The sequence below is a fragment of the Enterobacter sp. UPMP2052 genome, assembly GCF_053709675.1.
Map to the genome: position 1 here is coordinate 901,166 of NZ_JBSKJR010000001.1, position 17,073 is coordinate 918,238.

At 53.7% G+C, this 17,073-nt stretch carries 16 protein-coding genes; 11 read left to right on the plus strand and 5 right to left on the minus strand.

Features of this window, described 5'->3' with window-relative positions:
- The first annotated feature begins 327 nt into the window (after positions 1 to 327).
- From topA to acnA, 5 genes are all read left to right on the plus strand, one after another.
- Positions 328 to 2,925 carry a type I DNA topoisomerase gene (gene topA, locus ACWKX3_RS04130; RefSeq protein WP_058608669.1) on the plus strand — a complete coding sequence of 866 codons (2,598 nt, stop codon included), beginning with the start codon at positions 328 to 330 and terminating at the stop codon, positions 2,923 to 2,925.
- Between the two features lie 185 nt (positions 2,926 to 3,110).
- Positions 3,111 to 4,085 carry an HTH-type transcriptional regulator CysB gene (cysB, locus tag ACWKX3_RS04135; RefSeq protein WP_006175683.1) on the plus strand — a complete coding sequence of 325 codons (975 nt, stop codon included), beginning with the start codon at positions 3,111 to 3,113 and terminating at the stop codon, positions 4,083 to 4,085.
- A gap of 338 nt (positions 4,086 to 4,423) precedes the next feature.
- Positions 4,424 to 4,564, plus strand: a complete 141-nt coding sequence (locus tag ACWKX3_RS04140) for a YmiA family putative membrane protein (protein ID WP_216647795.1) — start codon at positions 4,424 to 4,426, stop codon at positions 4,562 to 4,564.
- A gap of 309 nt (positions 4,565 to 4,873) precedes the next feature.
- A complete protein-coding gene (ymiC, locus tag ACWKX3_RS04145; protein ID WP_042320567.1) occupies positions 4,874 to 4,972 on the plus strand; it encodes a small membrane protein YmiC in 99 nt (32 codons plus the stop codon).
- A gap of 162 nt (positions 4,973 to 5,134) precedes the next feature.
- Positions 5,135 to 7,810: an aconitate hydratase AcnA gene (gene acnA, locus ACWKX3_RS04150; RefSeq protein ID WP_006175676.1), complete on the plus strand. Its 2,676-nt coding sequence runs from the start codon at positions 5,135 to 5,137 to the stop codon at positions 7,808 to 7,810.
- A gap of 36 nt (positions 7,811 to 7,846) precedes the next feature.
- Here acnA and ribA read toward each other — a convergent pair whose 3' ends face one another.
- Positions 7,847 to 8,437, minus strand: coding sequence for a GTP cyclohydrolase II (gene ribA / locus ACWKX3_RS04155; protein ID WP_003856813.1), 591 nt, complete (start codon positions 8,435 to 8,437; stop codon positions 7,847 to 7,849).
- Positions 8,438 to 8,635: 198 nt separating this feature from the next.
- Between ribA and pgpB the strand changes: the two genes are divergently transcribed.
- The 5 genes from pgpB to yciH all read left to right on the plus strand — a co-directional run bounded on the left by pgpB (position 8,636) and on the right by yciH (position 12,284).
- Entirely contained in the window at positions 8,636 to 9,403 is a 768-nt protein-coding gene (gene pgpB / locus ACWKX3_RS04160; RefSeq protein ID WP_454541319.1) for a phosphatidylglycerophosphatase B, read from the plus strand.
- Between the two features lie 148 nt (positions 9,404 to 9,551).
- The gene (locus tag ACWKX3_RS04165) at positions 9,552 to 9,860 is read left to right on the plus strand and encodes a LapA family protein (protein ID WP_006175670.1); all 309 of its coding nucleotides are present in this window, start codon (positions 9,552 to 9,554) and stop codon (positions 9,858 to 9,860) included.
- A 6-nt stretch (positions 9,861 to 9,866) separates the two neighbouring features.
- Positions 9,867 to 11,036 (plus strand): lipopolysaccharide assembly protein LapB, encoded by a 1,170-nt coding sequence (gene lapB / locus ACWKX3_RS04170; RefSeq protein WP_058608673.1) that lies wholly within the window; start codon positions 9,867 to 9,869, stop codon positions 11,034 to 11,036.
- A gap of 184 nt (positions 11,037 to 11,220) precedes the next feature.
- The gene (gene pyrF / locus ACWKX3_RS04175; RefSeq protein WP_454541320.1) at positions 11,221 to 11,958 is read left to right on the plus strand and encodes an orotidine-5'-phosphate decarboxylase; all 738 of its coding nucleotides are present in this window, start codon (positions 11,221 to 11,223) and stop codon (positions 11,956 to 11,958) included.
- Positions 11,958 to 12,284 (plus strand): stress response translation initiation inhibitor YciH, encoded by a 327-nt coding sequence (gene yciH / locus ACWKX3_RS04180; RefSeq protein WP_006175661.1) that lies wholly within the window; start codon positions 11,958 to 11,960, stop codon positions 12,282 to 12,284. The genes pyrF and yciH overlap by 1 nt, the downstream gene beginning before the upstream one ends.
- A gap of 104 nt (positions 12,285 to 12,388) precedes the next feature.
- Here yciH and osmB read toward each other — a convergent pair whose 3' ends face one another.
- The 3 genes from osmB to ACWKX3_RS04195 all read right to left on the minus strand — a co-directional run bounded on the left by osmB (position 12,389) and on the right by ACWKX3_RS04195 (position 13,847).
- On the minus strand, positions 12,389 to 12,607 hold the full coding sequence (gene osmB, locus ACWKX3_RS04185) for an osmotically-inducible lipoprotein OsmB (protein ID WP_006175660.1): 219 nt from the start codon (positions 12,605 to 12,607) through the stop codon (positions 12,389 to 12,391).
- Between the two features lie 262 nt (positions 12,608 to 12,869).
- Positions 12,870 to 13,622 carry a DNA-binding transcriptional regulator YciT gene (yciT, locus tag ACWKX3_RS04190; RefSeq protein ID WP_006175658.1) on the minus strand — a complete coding sequence of 251 codons (753 nt, stop codon included), beginning with the start codon at positions 13,620 to 13,622 and terminating at the stop codon, positions 12,870 to 12,872.
- 42 nt (positions 13,623 to 13,664) lie between these two features.
- Positions 13,665 to 13,847, minus strand: a complete 183-nt coding sequence (locus ACWKX3_RS04195; protein WP_042319923.1) for a YciZ family protein — start codon at positions 13,845 to 13,847, stop codon at positions 13,665 to 13,667.
- Between the two features lie 193 nt (positions 13,848 to 14,040).
- On the opposite strand from ACWKX3_RS04195, the gene ACWKX3_RS04200 reads away from it, so the two are divergent.
- Positions 14,041 to 14,910, plus strand: a complete 870-nt coding sequence (locus ACWKX3_RS04200) for a crotonase/enoyl-CoA hydratase family protein (RefSeq protein WP_042319921.1) — start codon at positions 14,041 to 14,043, stop codon at positions 14,908 to 14,910.
- Here ACWKX3_RS04200 and pdeR read toward each other — a convergent pair.
- Entirely contained in the window at positions 14,907 to 16,898 is a 1,992-nt protein-coding gene (gene pdeR, locus ACWKX3_RS04205) for a cyclic di-GMP phosphodiesterase (protein WP_454541321.1), read from the minus strand. The two genes, ACWKX3_RS04200 and pdeR, sit on opposite strands and share 4 nt — an antisense overlap.
- Positions 16,899 to 17,073 lie beyond the last annotated feature (175 nt).

Below are 17,073 nucleotides of genomic sequence, written 5' to 3' on the forward strand. Positions count from 1 at the left end.
GGGGGTAAGCACACCGGCCCCGGCTGGCGCAATCTGTTATTGCATGCTAATAAAGTTGCGTAACGAATTTTATCAGGTACAGTGTGCGCTTTCGTCATTCTGGCAACAGAATTGCTTGACATTCAACCGGGAATTCGTCACGAATTGTCCTTGATGTGAGAAAAATACCCGAAAACTCAATGGCCTGGATGTCGCCTTTCTGACGTTCGGTAAGACTAAGGGGTTGATATCCCCTGGCGCAGTCGCAATATCATTGGCTCGTCGTCAGCGGAAGGGATATCAACGTGCGGCGTATTCCTGGAAGAATTAAATTAGGTAAAGGTGAATATGGGTAAAGCTCTCGTCATCGTTGAGTCCCCGGCAAAAGCCAAAACGATCAATAAGTATCTGGGTAATGACTACGTGGTTAAGTCCAGCGTTGGTCATATCCGCGATTTGCCGACCAGTGGCTCAGCCAGCAAAAAGAGCGCAGACTCTACCTCCACCAAAGGGGCTAAAAAGCCTAAAAAGGATGAACGTAGCGCGCTTGTCAACCGCATGGGTGTTAACCCGTGGCATAACTGGGATGCACAATATGAAGTGCTGCCCGGCAAAGAAAAAGTCGTTAACGAGCTGAAGCAGCTTGCTGAAAAAGCAGACCACATCTATCTCGCAACCGACCTTGACCGCGAAGGGGAGGCCATTGCATGGCACCTGCGGGAAGTGATCGGGGGGGACGACAAACGCTACAGCCGTGTGGTGTTTAACGAAATTACCAAGAATGCGATTCGCCAGGCATTTGAAAAGCCGGGTGAACTGAATATCGACCGTGTAAACGCTCAGCAGGCGCGCCGCTTTATGGACCGCGTAGTGGGCTATATGGTCTCGCCACTGCTGTGGAAAAAAATTGCCCGCGGCCTGTCTGCCGGTCGAGTGCAGTCGGTTGCGGTCCGTCTCGTGGTTGAGCGTGAGCGTGAAATCAAAGCGTTCGTACCGGAAGAGTTCTGGGAAGTCGATGCCAATGTCACCACGCCAGGCGGCGATGCGCTGCCATTGCAGGTGAGCCACCAGAACGACAAGCCGTTCCGTCCCGTTAACCGTGACCAGACCATGGCGGCGGTGGCGCTGCTGGAGAAGGCGCGTTATCAGGTTCTGGATCGCGAAGACAAACCGACCAGCAGCAAGCCTGGCGCACCGTTTATTACCTCCACGCTGCAACAGGCGGCAAGCACGCGTCTGGGTTACGGCGTGAAAAAAACCATGATGATGGCGCAGCGCTTGTATGAAGCGGGCTATATCACTTATATGCGTACTGACTCAACCAACCTGAGCCAGGACGCGGTAAACATGGTTCGCGGTTATATCAGCGACAATTTCGGCAAGAAATATCTGCCGGAAAATGCCAATCAGTACACCAGCAAAGAGAACTCGCAGGAAGCGCACGAAGCGATTCGTCCTTCCGATGTCTCTGTATTAGCCGAGTCGCTGAAAGACATGGAAGCGGATGCACAAAAACTGTATCAGCTGATCTGGCGCCAGTTTGTGGCCTGCCAGATGACGCCTGCGAAGTATGATTCCACGACCCTGACGGTCGGCGCAGGTGATTTCCGTCTCAAAGCTCGTGGGCGTATTCTGCGCTTCGACGGCTGGACTAAGGTGATGCCTGCGTTGCGTAAAGGCGACGAAGACAAAACGTTGCCTGCGGTGAATAAGGGTGATGAACTGTCGCTGGTGGATCTGGTTCCGGCTCAGCACTTCACCAAGCCACCGGCACGTTTCAGCGAAGCTTCGCTGGTGAAAGAGCTTGAAAAACGCGGTATCGGTCGCCCGTCGACCTATGCGTCGATCATCTCGACAATTCAGGATCGTGGTTACGTTCGTGCTGAAAACCGTCGTTTCTATGCCGAGAAAATGGGTGAAATTGTTACCGACCGTCTGGAAGCTAACTTCCGCGAGTTGATGAACTACGATTTCACCGCGCAGATGGAAGACAGCCTCGATCAGGTTGCCAGCCATCAGGCAGAATGGAAAAAAGTGCTTGATAGCTTCTTCAGTGACTTTACCAACCAGCTTGAAAAAGCGGAGAAAGATCCTGAAGAGGGCGGCATGCTGCCAAACCAGATGGTATTGACCAGCATCGACTGCCCAACCTGTGGGCGCAAAATGGGGATCCGTACCGCCACAACGGGCGTCTTCCTCGGCTGTTCCGGCTATGCGCTGTCGCCAAAAGAGCGCTGCAAAACCACCATCAACCTGGTGCCTGAGAACGAAGTTCTCAATGTGCTGGAAGGTGATGATGCAGAGACCAACGCCCTGCGTGCGAAACGCCGCTGCCAGAAATGCGGCACGGCCATGGACAGCTACCTGATCGATCCGAAACGTAAGCTGCACGTCTGTGGTAATAACCCGACCTGCGATGGCTACGAGATCGAAGAGGGTGAGTTCCGTATTAAAGGCTATGACGGCCCGATCGTTGAATGCGAGAAATGTGGTTCTGAAATGCACCTGAAGATGGGGCGCTTCGGCAAGTACATGGCCTGCACCAACGACGAGTGTAAGAACACGCGTAAAATTCTGCGCAATGGCGAAGTGGCGCCGCCGAAGGAAGATCCGGTCCCGCTGCCAGAACTGCCGTGTGAGAAGTCTGATGCTTACTTCGTGCTGCGTGACGGTGCAGCTGGCGTGTTCCTCGCGGCCAACACCTTCCCGAAATCTCGCGAAACCCGTGCGCCGCTGGTGGAAGAGCTGTATCGCTTCCGCGATCGCCTCCCGGAGAAACTGCGTTATCTGGCCGATGCGCCTCAGCAGGATCCCGAAGGCAACAAAACCGTTGTGCGTTTCAGTCGTAAAACGAAGCAGCAGTACGTTGCTGCGGAGAAAGAGGGCAAAGCGACCGGCTGGTCAGCCTTCTTTGTTGACGGGAAATGGGTTGAAGGCAAGAAATAACCCTCGCAACGCGTAGCTTTCCTGTTTAAGGGCCGGTTCTCCGGCCCTTTTTATTACGTCGTTATTATTTTTTGTTCCGTACTATACAGTCAGGCTATAAATGATATAGTGGTTATAGTTAACTCGTTTCTTATTATTAAATCGTCTTAAGCGATTGACCCGTGCGCTAAATCGGATGGTCTGGCATGAAATTACAGCAGCTTCGCTATATTGTTGAGGTCGTCAATCATAACCTCAACGTCTCCTCGACCGCAGAAGGACTCTACACTTCGCAACCCGGCATCAGTAAGCAGGTCCGTATGCTGGAGGACGAATTAGGTATTCAGATTTTTGCCCGCAGCGGTAAACACCTGACGCAGGTCACGCCTGCGGGGCAGGAGATCATTCGCATTGCCCGGGAAGTGCTTTCGAAAGTCGACGCCATTAAATCGGTCGCCGGAGAACATACCTGGCCGGATAAAGGCTCGCTCTATATAGCCACGACGCACACCCAGGCGCGTTACGCCCTGCCAGGGGTCATTAAAGGGTTTATCGAGCGTTATCCGCGCGTTTCCCTGCATATGCACCAGGGTTCCCCGACGCAGATTGCTGAAGCCGTTTCCAAGGGCAACGCGGACTTTGCCATTGCGACAGAAGCGCTTCACCTGTATGACGATCTGGTGATGCTGCCTTGCTACCACTGGAACCGCTCAATTGTCGTTACGCCAGATCACCCGCTTGCGGGGAAAGGCTCGGTGACTATAGAAGAATTGGCCCAGTATCCCCTGGTGACCTATACCTTCGGCTTTACCGGCCGTTCTGAGCTGGATACGGCGTTTAACCGTGCGGGACTTACACCCCGCATTGTCTTCACCGCAACGGATGCGGACGTCATTAAGACCTACGTGCGTTTAGGGCTGGGCGTTGGGGTGATTGCCAGCATGGCGGTTGACCCGGTTTCTGACCCGGACCTGGTTCGTCTTGATGCCCATGACATCTTCAGCCACAGCACGACTAAAATTGGCTTCCGTCGTAGCACCTTCCTGCGCAGCTATATGTATGATTTCATTCAGCGCTTTGCCCCGCATCTCACACGTGACGTGGTAGATACCGCCGTAGCATTACGCTCCAATGAAGATATTGAAGAGATGTTTAAAGACATTAAGCTCCCTGCCAAATAATCACTTCCGGTATCTTTCCCCGGCGGAAAGATACCGATTAATCTTCTTAAAACTAAATCAGAATTATCATCATCTGCACTTAGCGACCATATAAAGCCCTAATCCATTTTACTTGTGGGGTTTTACTGTCGCGAAATTGCGACAAAAGTAGAAAGTAATTTACCGCTACGCAAATAATTCCTTTCAAATATTTATTTCTGGTCAAAAGAATGAATATTTCCCATGCCTGGATACGTAAATTCACTGGCTTTTCAGCTAAAGTTTCTTTAGGATTTATCTCAACCGATGATTAATTGTACCAATTGTTTGGTCTCAAAATGATAAGCGATATCGATTGTATGAGGTTAGCAATGCCTGCAGGAAGTGAAGAACCGCAAAGGGATCCCGCGCTTAAGCGTAAAGCCTGGCTGGCGGTCTTTCTGGTCTCAGCCCTGTTCTGGCTGGTCGTTGCTCTTCTTGCCTGGAAATATTGGGGTTGAATATGGCAGTGACGGTACGTACAGAAACGGTTAAACAGATGTGTCAACATCGTGACAGTAGCCACAAGGGCCGTAAAGCGCCGGCTACCAGTGTGCCAGCATCCTGGCGGCTGACGCCGCAGCAGCAGGCTTTTATTGATGTGTTCGCAGAAGACGAACCCAGAAAACAATAATTTACTTTTTGCGTAGCAATGCAAATAGACTGAATAAAGTCTCTGCGCTTTTGTACTCTTTAATAAATACACATCGGCAATATAGAACTGAGGGCAAACCTCGGAACCTTAATTAATAAAGCCTGGTGCCCCTATGATGAATAACATGACAACGCTCAAATACTGGTCATGGATCGGCGTTTTCTCCGTGTCGATTCTGTTCTGGTGCCAGCTCCTCTGGCTGGCCGTCAACTGATCCAAAACCTCGCTTCGGCGGGGTTTTTCATTTTCCGAACCTGATGGACCATTCCTAAATTTATCAATTTGGGTTGTTATCAAAACGTTACGACATCTTTGTGTTATCTTTAATTACAGCCCTGATGATTGTCAGGACATCTCTGGAATTAAGGAGGAGCTTATGTCGTTAACCCTACGCGAAGCCAGTAAGGACACGTTACAGGCAGAAAATAAAACCTGGAATTACTATAGCTTACCGCTGGCAGCTAGGACCCTTGGGGACATTTCGCGGTTACCCAAGTCGTTGAAAGTGTTGATGGAAAACCTCTTACGCTGGCAGGATGGTGATTCTGTTACCGAGGAGGATATACAGGCGCTGGCGGGGTGGCTTAAGCATGCTCATGCTGACAGAGAAATCGCCTACCGCCCGGCGAGGGTGCTGATGCAGGATTTTACCGGCGTGCCTGCCGTGGTCGATCTGGCCGCCATGCGCGAAGCCGTCAAGCGGCTCGGCGGCGATACGGCAAAAGTTAACCCGCTGTCACCTGTAGACCTTGTTATTGACCACTCCGTGACCGTTGACCACTTCGGTGACGATGATGCCTTCGGCGAAAATGTGCGCCTTGAGATGGAGCGCAACCACGAACGCTACGTGTTCCTGAAATGGGGCCAACAGGCGTTCAGCCGGTTTAGCGTTGTGCCGCCAGGCACCGGTATTTGCCACCAGGTAAACCTGGAATATCTCGGTAAAGCCGTCTGGAGCGAGCTTCAGGATAAAGAGTGGCTGGCCTACCCGGATACGCTGGTGGGAACCGATTCCCATACCACCATGATTAACGGTCTGGGCGTGCTGGGCTGGGGCGTGGGCGGCATAGAAGCGGAAGCCGCAATGCTCGGCCAGCCGGTCTCTATGCTGATCCCTGATGTTGTCGGCTTTAAGCTTACCGGAAAACTCTCTGAAGGCATTACGGCTACTGACCTGGTGCTGACCGTGACCCAAATGCTGCGTAAGCATGGCGTGGTGGGTAAATTCGTCGAGTTCTACGGTGACGGGCTGGATTCATTGCCGCTGGCGGATCGTGCAACCATTGCCAACATGGCGCCCGAATATGGCGCAACCTGCGGCTTTTTCCCAATTGATGGCGTGACGCTGGAGTATATGCGTCTCAGCGGACGCAGCGAAGAACAGGTCGCACTGGTAGAGGCCTACACCAAAGCGCAGGGCATGTGGCGCAATCCCGGTGATGAACCCGTGTTTACCAGCACGCTAGAGCTGGATATGGGCACCGTTGAGGCCAGCCTCGCCGGACCAAAACGTCCTCAGGATCGCGTCGCGCTGAACAACGTGCCAAAAGCCTTTGCCGCCAGCAACGAACTGGAAGTTAATGCTTCGCAAAAAGATCGTCACGCGGTGGATTACGTCATGAATGGCCACCCATACTCACTGCCGGACGGTGCCGTGGTCATCGCCGCGATCACCTCCTGTACCAATACCTCGAACCCCAGCGTTCTGATGGCAGCCGGTCTGTTGGCGAAAAAAGCGGTGGAGCTGGGCCTCAAGCCTCAGCCGTGGGTAAAAGCCTCTCTGGCACCCGGCTCGAAGGTGGTCTCCGATTATCTCGCTCAGGCAAGGCTGACGCCGTACCTCGATGAACTTGGATTTAACCTGGTCGGCTACGGTTGTACGACCTGTATCGGCAACTCCGGTCCGCTTCCTGAGCCTATTGAAGTGGCGATTAAGCAGGGCGATCTGACCGTTGGTGCCGTGCTTTCCGGTAACCGAAACTTTGAGGGGCGTATTCATCCGCTGGTGAAAACGAACTGGCTGGCGTCACCGCCGCTGGTCGTGGCCTATGCGCTGGCCGGAAACATGAATATCAACCTCGTGACCGACCCGATTGGTCACGATCGCAAGAATGAACCTGTTTATCTCAAAGACATCTGGCCATCGTCGCGTGAAATCGCCCGGGCGGTGGAAAAGGTTTCCACCGAGATGTTCCGGAAAGAGTACGCCGAGGTCTTCGAAGGGACGCCGGAATGGAAGGAGATCAATGTCGTCGGCTCGGATACCTACGCGTGGCAGAATGACTCTACCTATATTCGTCTTTCACCGTTCTTTGATGAGATGCAGGCTCAGCCCGATCCGCTTAAGGACATCCACGGCGCCCGCATTCTGGCGATGCTGGGCGATTCGGTCACCACGGACCATATCTCCCCGGCGGGCAGCATTAAGGCCGACAGCCCGGCCGGACGTTATCTGCAGGGGCGTGGCGTCGAGCGTCGCGACTTTAACTCCTATGGTTCACGCCGTGGTAACCATGAAGTGATGATGCGCGGTACATTTGCCAACATCCGCATTCGTAACGAAATGGTGCCCGGCGTGGAAGGGGGCATGACGCGCCATCTGCCGGGTACCGAAGTGGTGTCGATTTACGATGCTGCCGTTAAATATCAGCAGGAAGGTACGCCGCTGGCGGTCATTGCCGGGAAAGAGTACGGTTCTGGCTCAAGTCGTGACTGGGCTGCGAAGGGACCGCGACTGCTGGGCGTTCGCGTGGTGATTGCCGAATCCTTTGAACGTATTCACCGTTCGAATCTGATCGGGATGGGGATCCTGCCGCTTGAGTTCCCGCAGGGTGTGACCCGCAAAACGCTGGGCCTGACCGGAGAAGAGAAAATCGACATCAGCGGCCTGCAAAACCTGGAGCCAGGGAAAACCGTGCCGGTAAAATTAACGCGCAGCGACGGTAAAACGGAAATCCTTGACTGCCGGTGTCGCATTGATACCGCCACGGAGCTGACCTATTATCAGAACGACGGCATCCTGCACTATGTAATCCGTAAGATGTTGAACTGACGGGTTATGCCCGGCTAAATGCCGGGCATACGCGAATTACTCGCTCAGCAGATGGCCCATTTTGGCCGCTTTGGTATCGAGGTAGTGCGCATTTTTCGGGTTGCGGCCGACGATCAGCGGCACGCGCTCGACGATATTGATCCCGGCTTCGGTCAGAATTTCGACTTTTTTCGGGTTGTTGGTCAGCAGACGCACTTCGTCCACGCCCAGCAGCTTGAACATATCCGCGCAGAGGGTGAAATCGCGCTCGTCAGCGGCAAAGCCGAGCTGATGGTTGGCCTCAACGGTATCGTACCCCTGATCCTGCAGCGCGTAGGCGCGGATTTTATTCAGCAGGCCGATGTTACGACCCTCCTGACGGTGATAAAGCAGTACGCCGCGGCCTTCTTCGGCAATGTGGCTCAGGGCCGCTTCCAGCTGGAAGCCGCAGTCGCAGCGCAGGCTGAACAGGGCATCGCCGGTCAGACACTCGGAATGCACGCGAGAGAGCACCGGTGTCTGTCCTGAAATGTCTCCAAACACCAGGGCGACGTGATCCTGTCCGGTTGCCAGTTCTTCAAATCCCACCATCAGGAAATCGCCCCATGGGGTTGGCAGTTTGGCTTCTGCCACACGTTTAAGCTGCATGTGATTCTCCAGAGTAGGCTGACACGTTTCGTGCCTTACGCCTGTTTGGCTTTCTGTATGAGGTTATTTTGCCACAAGCTCAGCGCGTTCGCCTAATGGCCGCCATGCTATACGAACGTTAAACGCACGATCCGACATATCCACCTTTCGGATGGAATTCAGTTATGATTGTGACGCTTAGCGAAAAAAGGAGACGAAATGCTTTCAATCGCCAGACGTACGGCAGCAGGTGCGGCCATTCTGTTGATCATGCCCGTGGCCGTGTGGATCTCCGGCTGGATGTGGGAGCCAGGACATAATACCGCCTGGCTGAAAAGCCTGTACTGGGTCACGGAGACGGTTACGCAGCCGTGGGGGATCATCACCCACATCCTGATTTTTGGCTGGTTTCTCTGGTGCCTGCGCTTTCGTTTGCGCCCGGCAATCATGCTGTTTGCGATCCTTGGCGCGGCCATTTTGGTTGGGCAGGGTGTAAAGTCCTGGGTAAAAGATCGTGTGCAGGAGCCGCGGCCTTTCGTGGTGTGGCTGGAAAAAACGCACCATGTTCCGGTGGATGAGTTCTACACTTTAAAGCGTAAAGATCGCGCCGCGCTGGTGAAAGAGCAGCTGGTGGAACAAAAGGATATCCCCGCATTTTTGCGTAAGCACTGGCAGAAAGAGACGGGATTTGCGTTTCCTTCCGGGCATACCATGTTTGCCGCCAGTTGGGCACTGCTTGGCGTTGGGCTGCTGTGGCCGCGCCGGCGGACGGTAACCATTGCGATTTTACTGGTCTGGGCCACCGGTGTGATGGGCAGTCGATTACTGCTTGGCATGCACTGGCCGCGGGATCTGGTGGTGGCGACGCTTATCTCGTGGTTGCTGGTGACGTTGGCCACCTGGCTTGCCCAACGCTTCTGTGGGCCGCTTACGCCACCGCCGCAAGAGAAGCAAGAAATCGCCGAAAGGGAGCAAAGCGGGGTCTGAAGCTTGATATTACCCCTTTTGCCCATAAATCCATGATGGGCGCGTCACTTTTTCCGTTTCGCGCCCGTCACTAAAATGGTAGTTTATAAGGCTGATTGCGGTGAGTTGAACATACTTTATTCGCTTGAACCACATAACGGGAAGTCATGTGAAATATTTACTCATTTTCTTACTGGTGTTGGCGATTTTTGTCATTTCAGTCACATTGGGTGCACAAAACGATCAGCAGGTTACCTTCAACTATCTGCTGGCGCAGGGCGAGTACCGCGTATCAAGCCTGCTGGCCGTGTTATTCGCCGCAGGTTTTTTCATCGGCTGGCTGGTGTGTGGCCTGTTCTGGCTCAAAGTTCGTGTTTCTCTGGCGCGCGCTGAACGTAAAATTAAACGACTTGAACATCAAATCGCGCCCATGACCGACATTCCGGAAAGCGCGGGTGTGCCGGTCGTCAAGGAATAATCGAATATGCTGGAGTTGTTGTTTCTGCTTTTGCCTGTAGCCGCAGCCTATGGCTGGTATATGGGCCGCAGAAGTGCGCAACAAACAAAACAGGATGAAGCAAACCGACTCTCCCGCGACTACGTTGCGGGGGTGAACTTCCTGCTGAGCAATCAACAGGACAAAGCGGTAGATCTGTTCCTCGACATGCTCAAAGAGGATACCGGCACCGTAGAAGCGCATCTCACCCTGGGTAACCTTTTCCGCTCTCGCGGGGAAGTAGACCGTGCTATTCGTATTCACCAGACCTTAATGGAAAGCGCCTCGCTGACCTATGACCAGCGTTTGCTGGCGGTTCAGCAGTTAGGCCGGGACTACATGGCGGCAGGGTTGTACGATCGTGCTGAAGACATGTTTATGCAGCTGGTGGACGAAACCGATTTTCGCATCAGCGCGCTTCAACAGCTGCTGCAGATTTATCAGGCCACCAGCGACTGGCAGAAAGCCATCGACACCGCCGAGCGTCTGGTTAAGCTGGGTAAAGACAAGCAGCGCGTGGAAATCGCCCATTTCTATTGCGAGCTTGCGCTCCAGCAGATGGGTAACGACGACATGGATAAAGCCATGGCGTTGCTGAAGAAAGGCGCGGCAGCGGATCGCAACAGCGCGCGTATCTCCATCATGATGGGCCGCGTGTTTATGGCGAGCGGCGATTACGCCAAAGCCGTGGAGAGCCTGCTGCGAGTGATCGATCAGGATAAAGAACTCGTCAGCGAAACGCTTGAAATGCTCCAGACATGCTACCAGCAGCTGGGCAAGCAGGATGAATGGGTGACCTTCCTGCGTCGCTGCGTGGAGGAAAATACCGGGGCGACGGCGGAGCTGATGCTTTCCGACATCGTCGAGCAGCATGAGGGCAGCGATACCGCGCAGGTGTACATCACGCGTCAGTTACAGCGCCATCCAACCATGCGCGTCTTCCACAAGCTGATGGACTACCACCTCAATGACGCAGAAGAAGGGCGCGCGAAAGAGAGCCTGATGGTGCTGCGTGACATGGTCGGCGAGCAGGTGCGCAGTAAACCGCGCTATCGCTGTCAAAAATGCGGGTTTACCGCCTACACGCTCTACTGGCATTGTCCTTCCTGCCGGGCCTGGTCAACCATCAAACCGATTCGCGGTCTTGACGGGCAGTGATTTTTAAAAAGCCTGTATTTTAGTTACAACATACTAATGACTTTTACACCCATTCAGGCAGCAGTGCGGTCTGTGTTCGGGCAGGGTAAAAATCGCTCCTGTCATTTTTGGCCGCTGGCAGGTAGAATGCTCGCCGTTTATCTGTCCCGCGCCGCTGGGCGCCCATAGACGAAAAGGGCTGGTCATGACGTCTGTTAGTTCCTCTACTTCCCGCGTAGTTACTGATTCTCCTGTTGTAATTGCCCTGGATTACAACAACCGTGATGCCGCGCTGGCCTTTGTCGACGGTATCGATCCCCACGACTGTCGCCTGAAAGTCGGCAAAGAAATGTTTACGCTGTTTGGCCCGCAAATTGTGCGAGACCTGCAACAGCGCGGCTTCGATATCTTCCTCGACCTGAAATTCCACGATATCCCGAACACAACTGCCCACGCCGTAGCCGCTGCCGCTGAACTGGGCGTATGGATGGTGAATGTCCATGCATCAGGCGGGGCGCGGATGATGACGGCTGCACGCGAAGCGCTGCTCCCGTTTGGCAAAGACGCGCCGCTGCTGATTGCCGTAACCGTACTGACCAGTATGGACGCATCAGACCTGCGCGACCTGGGTGTGACGTTGTCACCTGCTGAGCACGCGGAACGCCTTGCGCGCCTGACGCAACGCTGTGGGCTTGATGGCGTCGTGTGCTCGGCGCAGGAAGCCGTGTGCTTTAAATCCGAGCTGGGACGTGAATTTAAGCTGGTTACACCGGGTATCCGTCCTGCGGGAAGTGAGGCAGGGGATCAGCGCCGCATCATGACGCCTGAACAGGCGCAGGCCGCAGGCGTAGACTATATGGTTATTGGTCGCCCGGTTACGCAATCAGCGGATCCGGCGCAGACGCTGAAAGCCATCAACGCATCGTTAAAAAAGGGGGCGTAATGAGCGATTCCAACAGCCGCCTGGTCTATTCCACTGACACGGGTCGCATTGATGAGCCACGCGAGAAAGCCGAGCGCCCGAAGGGGGATGGCATTGTGCGTATCCAGCGCCAGACCAGCGGACGCAAGGGAAAGGGCGTATGTCTGGTGACAGGTATTGATCTCGATGATGCCGAACTGGCAAAACTCGCTGCAGAATTAAAAAAGAAATGCGGTTGTGGTGGCGCGGTGAAAGACGGGGTTATCGAAATCCAGGGCGATAAACGCGATTTAATTAAATCATTGCTCGAAGCCAAAGGCATGAAAGTCAAACTGGCGGGGGGTTAAAATAATTGAGCCACGGCGAAAACCGTGGCTCTTTTTTTAGGTGCGTAAGTCAGACCTGAAATGTACAGAATATATAATTATACGGGTAGAAGCCGTTATGGTGATTATTTGCCTACCTGGTGACCAATGACACCGCCGACAGCAGCGCCACCTAAAGTACCCAGCGTGCTACCATCCGTTAATACCGCACCACCCAGAGCACCAGCACCGGCGCCAATGGCGGTGTTACGGTCACGTTTAGACCAGTTAGAGCATGCGCTCAGGGACATTGCTACAGTGATTGCCAGAACAGCGGCAGCTAATTTCTTGCTGGTTAAGGTCATAATACTTTCTCCTGAATTATCGATTCACGGAAAGAAGTGCTTTTTAAGTATAGTCAATTTGAATACTTAAATTCCATTTTCCGTGAAAGCTGGTCGCGCAGGGGTTAACATGATCACGCAGGTGATAGTCACTTCCTGTTATATCGCTAACATTAATTTTACGTCTTTATTTTAGCTTATACAGGTAAAAACTCTTAAAGAAATACCAGGATTAATCTCAGAGGCGAAGGCGTGCGCCCGGAAACCGGACGCAAGGGGAGCGTTACAGCGCGTTGTCGACGATATCGACCGTTAAGCCAGCGTGTTCCAGCTGAAGGCGATGTTCATCGCTAAGACGTTTGTCGGTGATCACCCGGCTAAAGCGCGACAGCGGGCCCATGGTGTAGGGATGGACAGCGCCAAATTTAGAGCTGTCAGACAACACGATGGCTTCGCACTCTTTTTCCAGCACCGCGTTCACCACGTCAGAACGCATCATGTCTCTGCCGGTGAAGCCTGTTTCAGGCTGCCAGCCATCGATACCAATAAAGGCCTTGGTGAAATGCACCTGCTGAACGTACTGGCGGGTCAATGGGCCTACCATACTCTCGCTTTTTTTCTGGTAGATACCGCCTAACAGAATCACTTCACAGCGCGTTTCTTTCAGCAGATGCGCGATGTAGCTGCTGACGGTAATAATCGTTACGTCTTTCTGCTCAGCGAGCGTGCGCGCCAGCAGGGCATTACTGCTGCCGTTTTCAATGAACACCGTTTCGCCGTTGTTCACCAGGGATGCCGCAAACTCCGCCAGCTCGCGCTTAAGGGCATAATTGTTCATCATGCGGGTTTCGACGTCCTCACTGTCCAGCGGGACAGCATAGCCGTGGGCACGACGCAGATAGCTCTGCTTTTCGAGAAGGTTAAGATCCTGACGGATTGTGACTTCGGAAACACCGGTGGTTTTCGCGAGATCGACCACGCTCACGCGTCCCTGATCGATGACCATCTGCAAAATGATTTGTTGTCGAGAATTCATAGCATCCAATACAAAAATGAAACGGGATCAGAAACGCCGTGGCTACACTTCCCACGGGGCTTTAGGTTGAGGGTTTTGTGATGCGGTCTCCGTGCCTTTCTGTGCTAATAACTCCGCTTTTAAGATCTCAAGATTACGGATCGCGGAGTGGTAATCGCCAGCAACCAGAATATCCAGCACAGTATCAATACGTTGTGCCACGGTCAGCACATCAATGTTAGCCATAATCCCACCCCGGAAGCGAAAAGTTAATATTTTCAATGATGCAGAAAATAGGCTCAAAAGAGAAGGGAAAAAATGCACTAACCAAATTACATAAATGAAAGTGATAAATTTCTGTGCCTACATACAGGGGCTTGAATGCGTGGATTAGTCTAAAACTGCGCGCAAGGCGCTTTATTCTATGAGGATTCAGACTATGACAGTTATCAACCAGGCTACCTGTACACTGTTTACCGATACTGAACGTTTCACGCAACTGGCAGGCTATTATGAGCAGGAGCGTCGCACCGTATGGATGATGTTGCGGGCGCAGCCACGCCCCTGTTTTAACCATGCACTGATTGAAGAGATCATGAATCTCTCCTGGCTGGTTCGCCAGTCGGGGTTTGTGGTCGACTTTTGGGTGACCGGTTCCCTCGTGCCTGATATGTACAACGCAGGGGGCGATCTGCAGTTCTTCGTGGAATGCCTGCAGAACGGGCGTCGGGAAGCGTTGCGTGCCTACGCCCGCGCCTGCGTGGATTGCGTTCACGCCGCCTCACGGGGGTTTGATACGGGCGCAATATCGCTGGCGATGGTAGAAGGGAGCGCCCTGGGCGGTGGATTTGAAGCCGCGCTTGCGCACCATTTCGTCCTGGCCCAACGCGATGCGCGCTTAGGCTTCCCCGAGATTGCGTTCAACCTGTTCCCGGGCATGGGGGGGTACTCCCTCGTGGCGCGTCGCGCAGGCATGAAGCTGGCGGAGGAGCTGATTTATAAGGGCGAGTCTCACACGGCGGAATGGTATGAGCAGCAGGGGTTAGTCGATCTGCTCTTCGAACCTGGCCAGAGCTACGTCTCCGTTCGCACCTTCATCGACACGCTCCAGCCGAAGCTGAACGGCGTACGGGCTATGCTTCGTGCCCGCACCCGCGTTTTACAGCTTCCACGAAGCGAGCTGATGGATATCACAGAGGACTGGGTCGACGCGGCATTTTGCCTTGAGCCGAAAGATATCGCCTACATGGAGCGTCTGGTGATGCTGCAAAATCGCCACCAGGCAGCAGGGCTGCGTAAAGCCAGCTAACGCATGTGTCGCGCCTGATAACGTTTTAGCCATCGCTCGAATGCGGCTGCGGGCATAGGCTTCGCAAAGAGAAAACCCTGCCGCTCGTTGACGCCATTCTTCGTGAGAAAGGCGTCTTCTTTCGCACTTTCCACCCCTTCCGCGATGACCTGCAAATTTAACGCCTGCGCGACGGCTACAATCGCTCTGACCAGCGACTGAGAGATCGACTGCTTATGAATATCCCGCACAAAAGACTGGTCCAGCTTGATGGCATCGATTGGGAAGCGCGCCAGCTGCGAGAGGGAGGAGTACCCGGTGCCAAAGTCATCCAGATGGATCTGTGCGCCGAGCTGACTAAACTGCTGGATGACGGAGAGCGCCAGCTCTTCATTTTCAATCAAACAGCTTTCGGTCAACTCAACGTCGATGGGACAGTATTCAAAGTTAAGGTCGCTCAGCGCCTGCTTTAAATCGCTAAAGATCGTCTGGTCGGCCAGCTGGCGAGCAGAGACGTTGACCGCCACGCGCAGGTTGATGCCTTTATCGCGCCATTTCGCGACCTGACGGACTACATCCAGCATCACCCAGCGGCCAAGCGGCACGATCAAACCAGACTCTTCGGCGTAAGAGATAAACTCCATCGGGGGGATCAGCCCGCGCTCGGGAGACTGCCAGCGTACCAGCGCTTCCAGGCTTCTGACTTCGCCGCGCCAGGTCATTTTCGGCTGGTAATGGATCAGCAACTGGTCATTATCAAGCGCTTTACGCAGGTTGGTATCCAGCCACAGATATTCAAACACGCGTTGGTTCATCTCCGGCGAGAAGACGCAGAACTTGCCGCGGCCGCTCTCTTTAGCGGTGTACATTGCGGTATCGGCGTTGCGAATGACGCTTTCCCGGTCGGTACCGTGCTGCGGGGCGAGGGCGATCCCTAAAGAACAGCCGGTATAGACTTCGATTAAGCCGATGCGGAACGGTTGGCGTAAGCGCGTTAAAATGCGCGATGCCATCGCCTCCAGCGAACTTTGCGAGGTGTCAGAGGCCATAACGATAAATTCATCACCGCCGAGTCGGGCCAGGGTTTGGCCTTCATCCAGACAGCTTAAAATCGCCAGAGCGACGGCCTGTAACAGCTGATCGCCAAACATGTGGCCATAGGCATCGTTTACCTTTTTGAAGTTATCAAGATCGAGGTACACGATGCCAACCTGCATATCGCTGCGCGCGTTGATGGCATCGGAGATAAGTTCATGAATGGCATTGCGGTTCGGTAAACCGGTGATGGTGTCGGTATTCGCCAGCACGCGCAGACGCTCCTGGGCGCGGCGCTCCTCGGTAATATCCGTGCCGGAACAGATAAGGAAAATTTCATTTTTCCCGCTACCGCTGTGAACGAATTTGTTCCTGAAGAGAAACAGCCGTTGCCCCTTGCGGGTTTTAATCCACCGCTCCACTTCATAGGAGCTGCCGTTACGAAAGAACCCTGAAATATTGCGCTTTGACGCCGCCGCTTCGCTACGGCTCATAAACAGCTTGAAGACGTTCTGGCCAATCACTTCTTGTTCTTTCAGGCCGGTGTACTCTTCGCTCAACCGGTTGAAGCGCTGAATATTGCCGTGCTGATCGAGAATAACAATGACGGAGTTGGCCTCCGAGACAACCTGCTCAGCAAAAGAGAGACCCTGCGCGAGATCGCGCGCGACCGAAGGGGTGTCGTTCCAGGCAGACGCCGTGCCGGCCCACTCATGTTTATTGATTTTACGGCCCACAAGGTGAACCGGAACGTCCACGCCGTACAGCGAGAGCGTCATTGAGATGCTGGAGGTAATAACGGTCAGCTCGCGGATGCGTTCCGCCTGCTCATCACTGAGCGCAACCACCTGCGTGATATCGGCGCTTTCGCTGGCCGCCAGATGCAGCGCATTGCTGTCAGCCGTCAGTCTCCACCAGGGGCTGTGCGTGCCCATGTAACGAAACAGCAAGTTTTGCTCCAGATCGTCCATCATGTTTTCTCCCGCAGCTGCACGTTAGCGCAAAAACTATTCATATGCAGTCGACTAATCCGTCGTTGAACAGCGTTACAACCGAGGTGAAGTGGTTGTTTTTTCCACTTTTCTGATATTAAAACGGGTTTGAGCAAAAAGAGTGCAAAACGTATAAACATTCACGTAACCGAATATG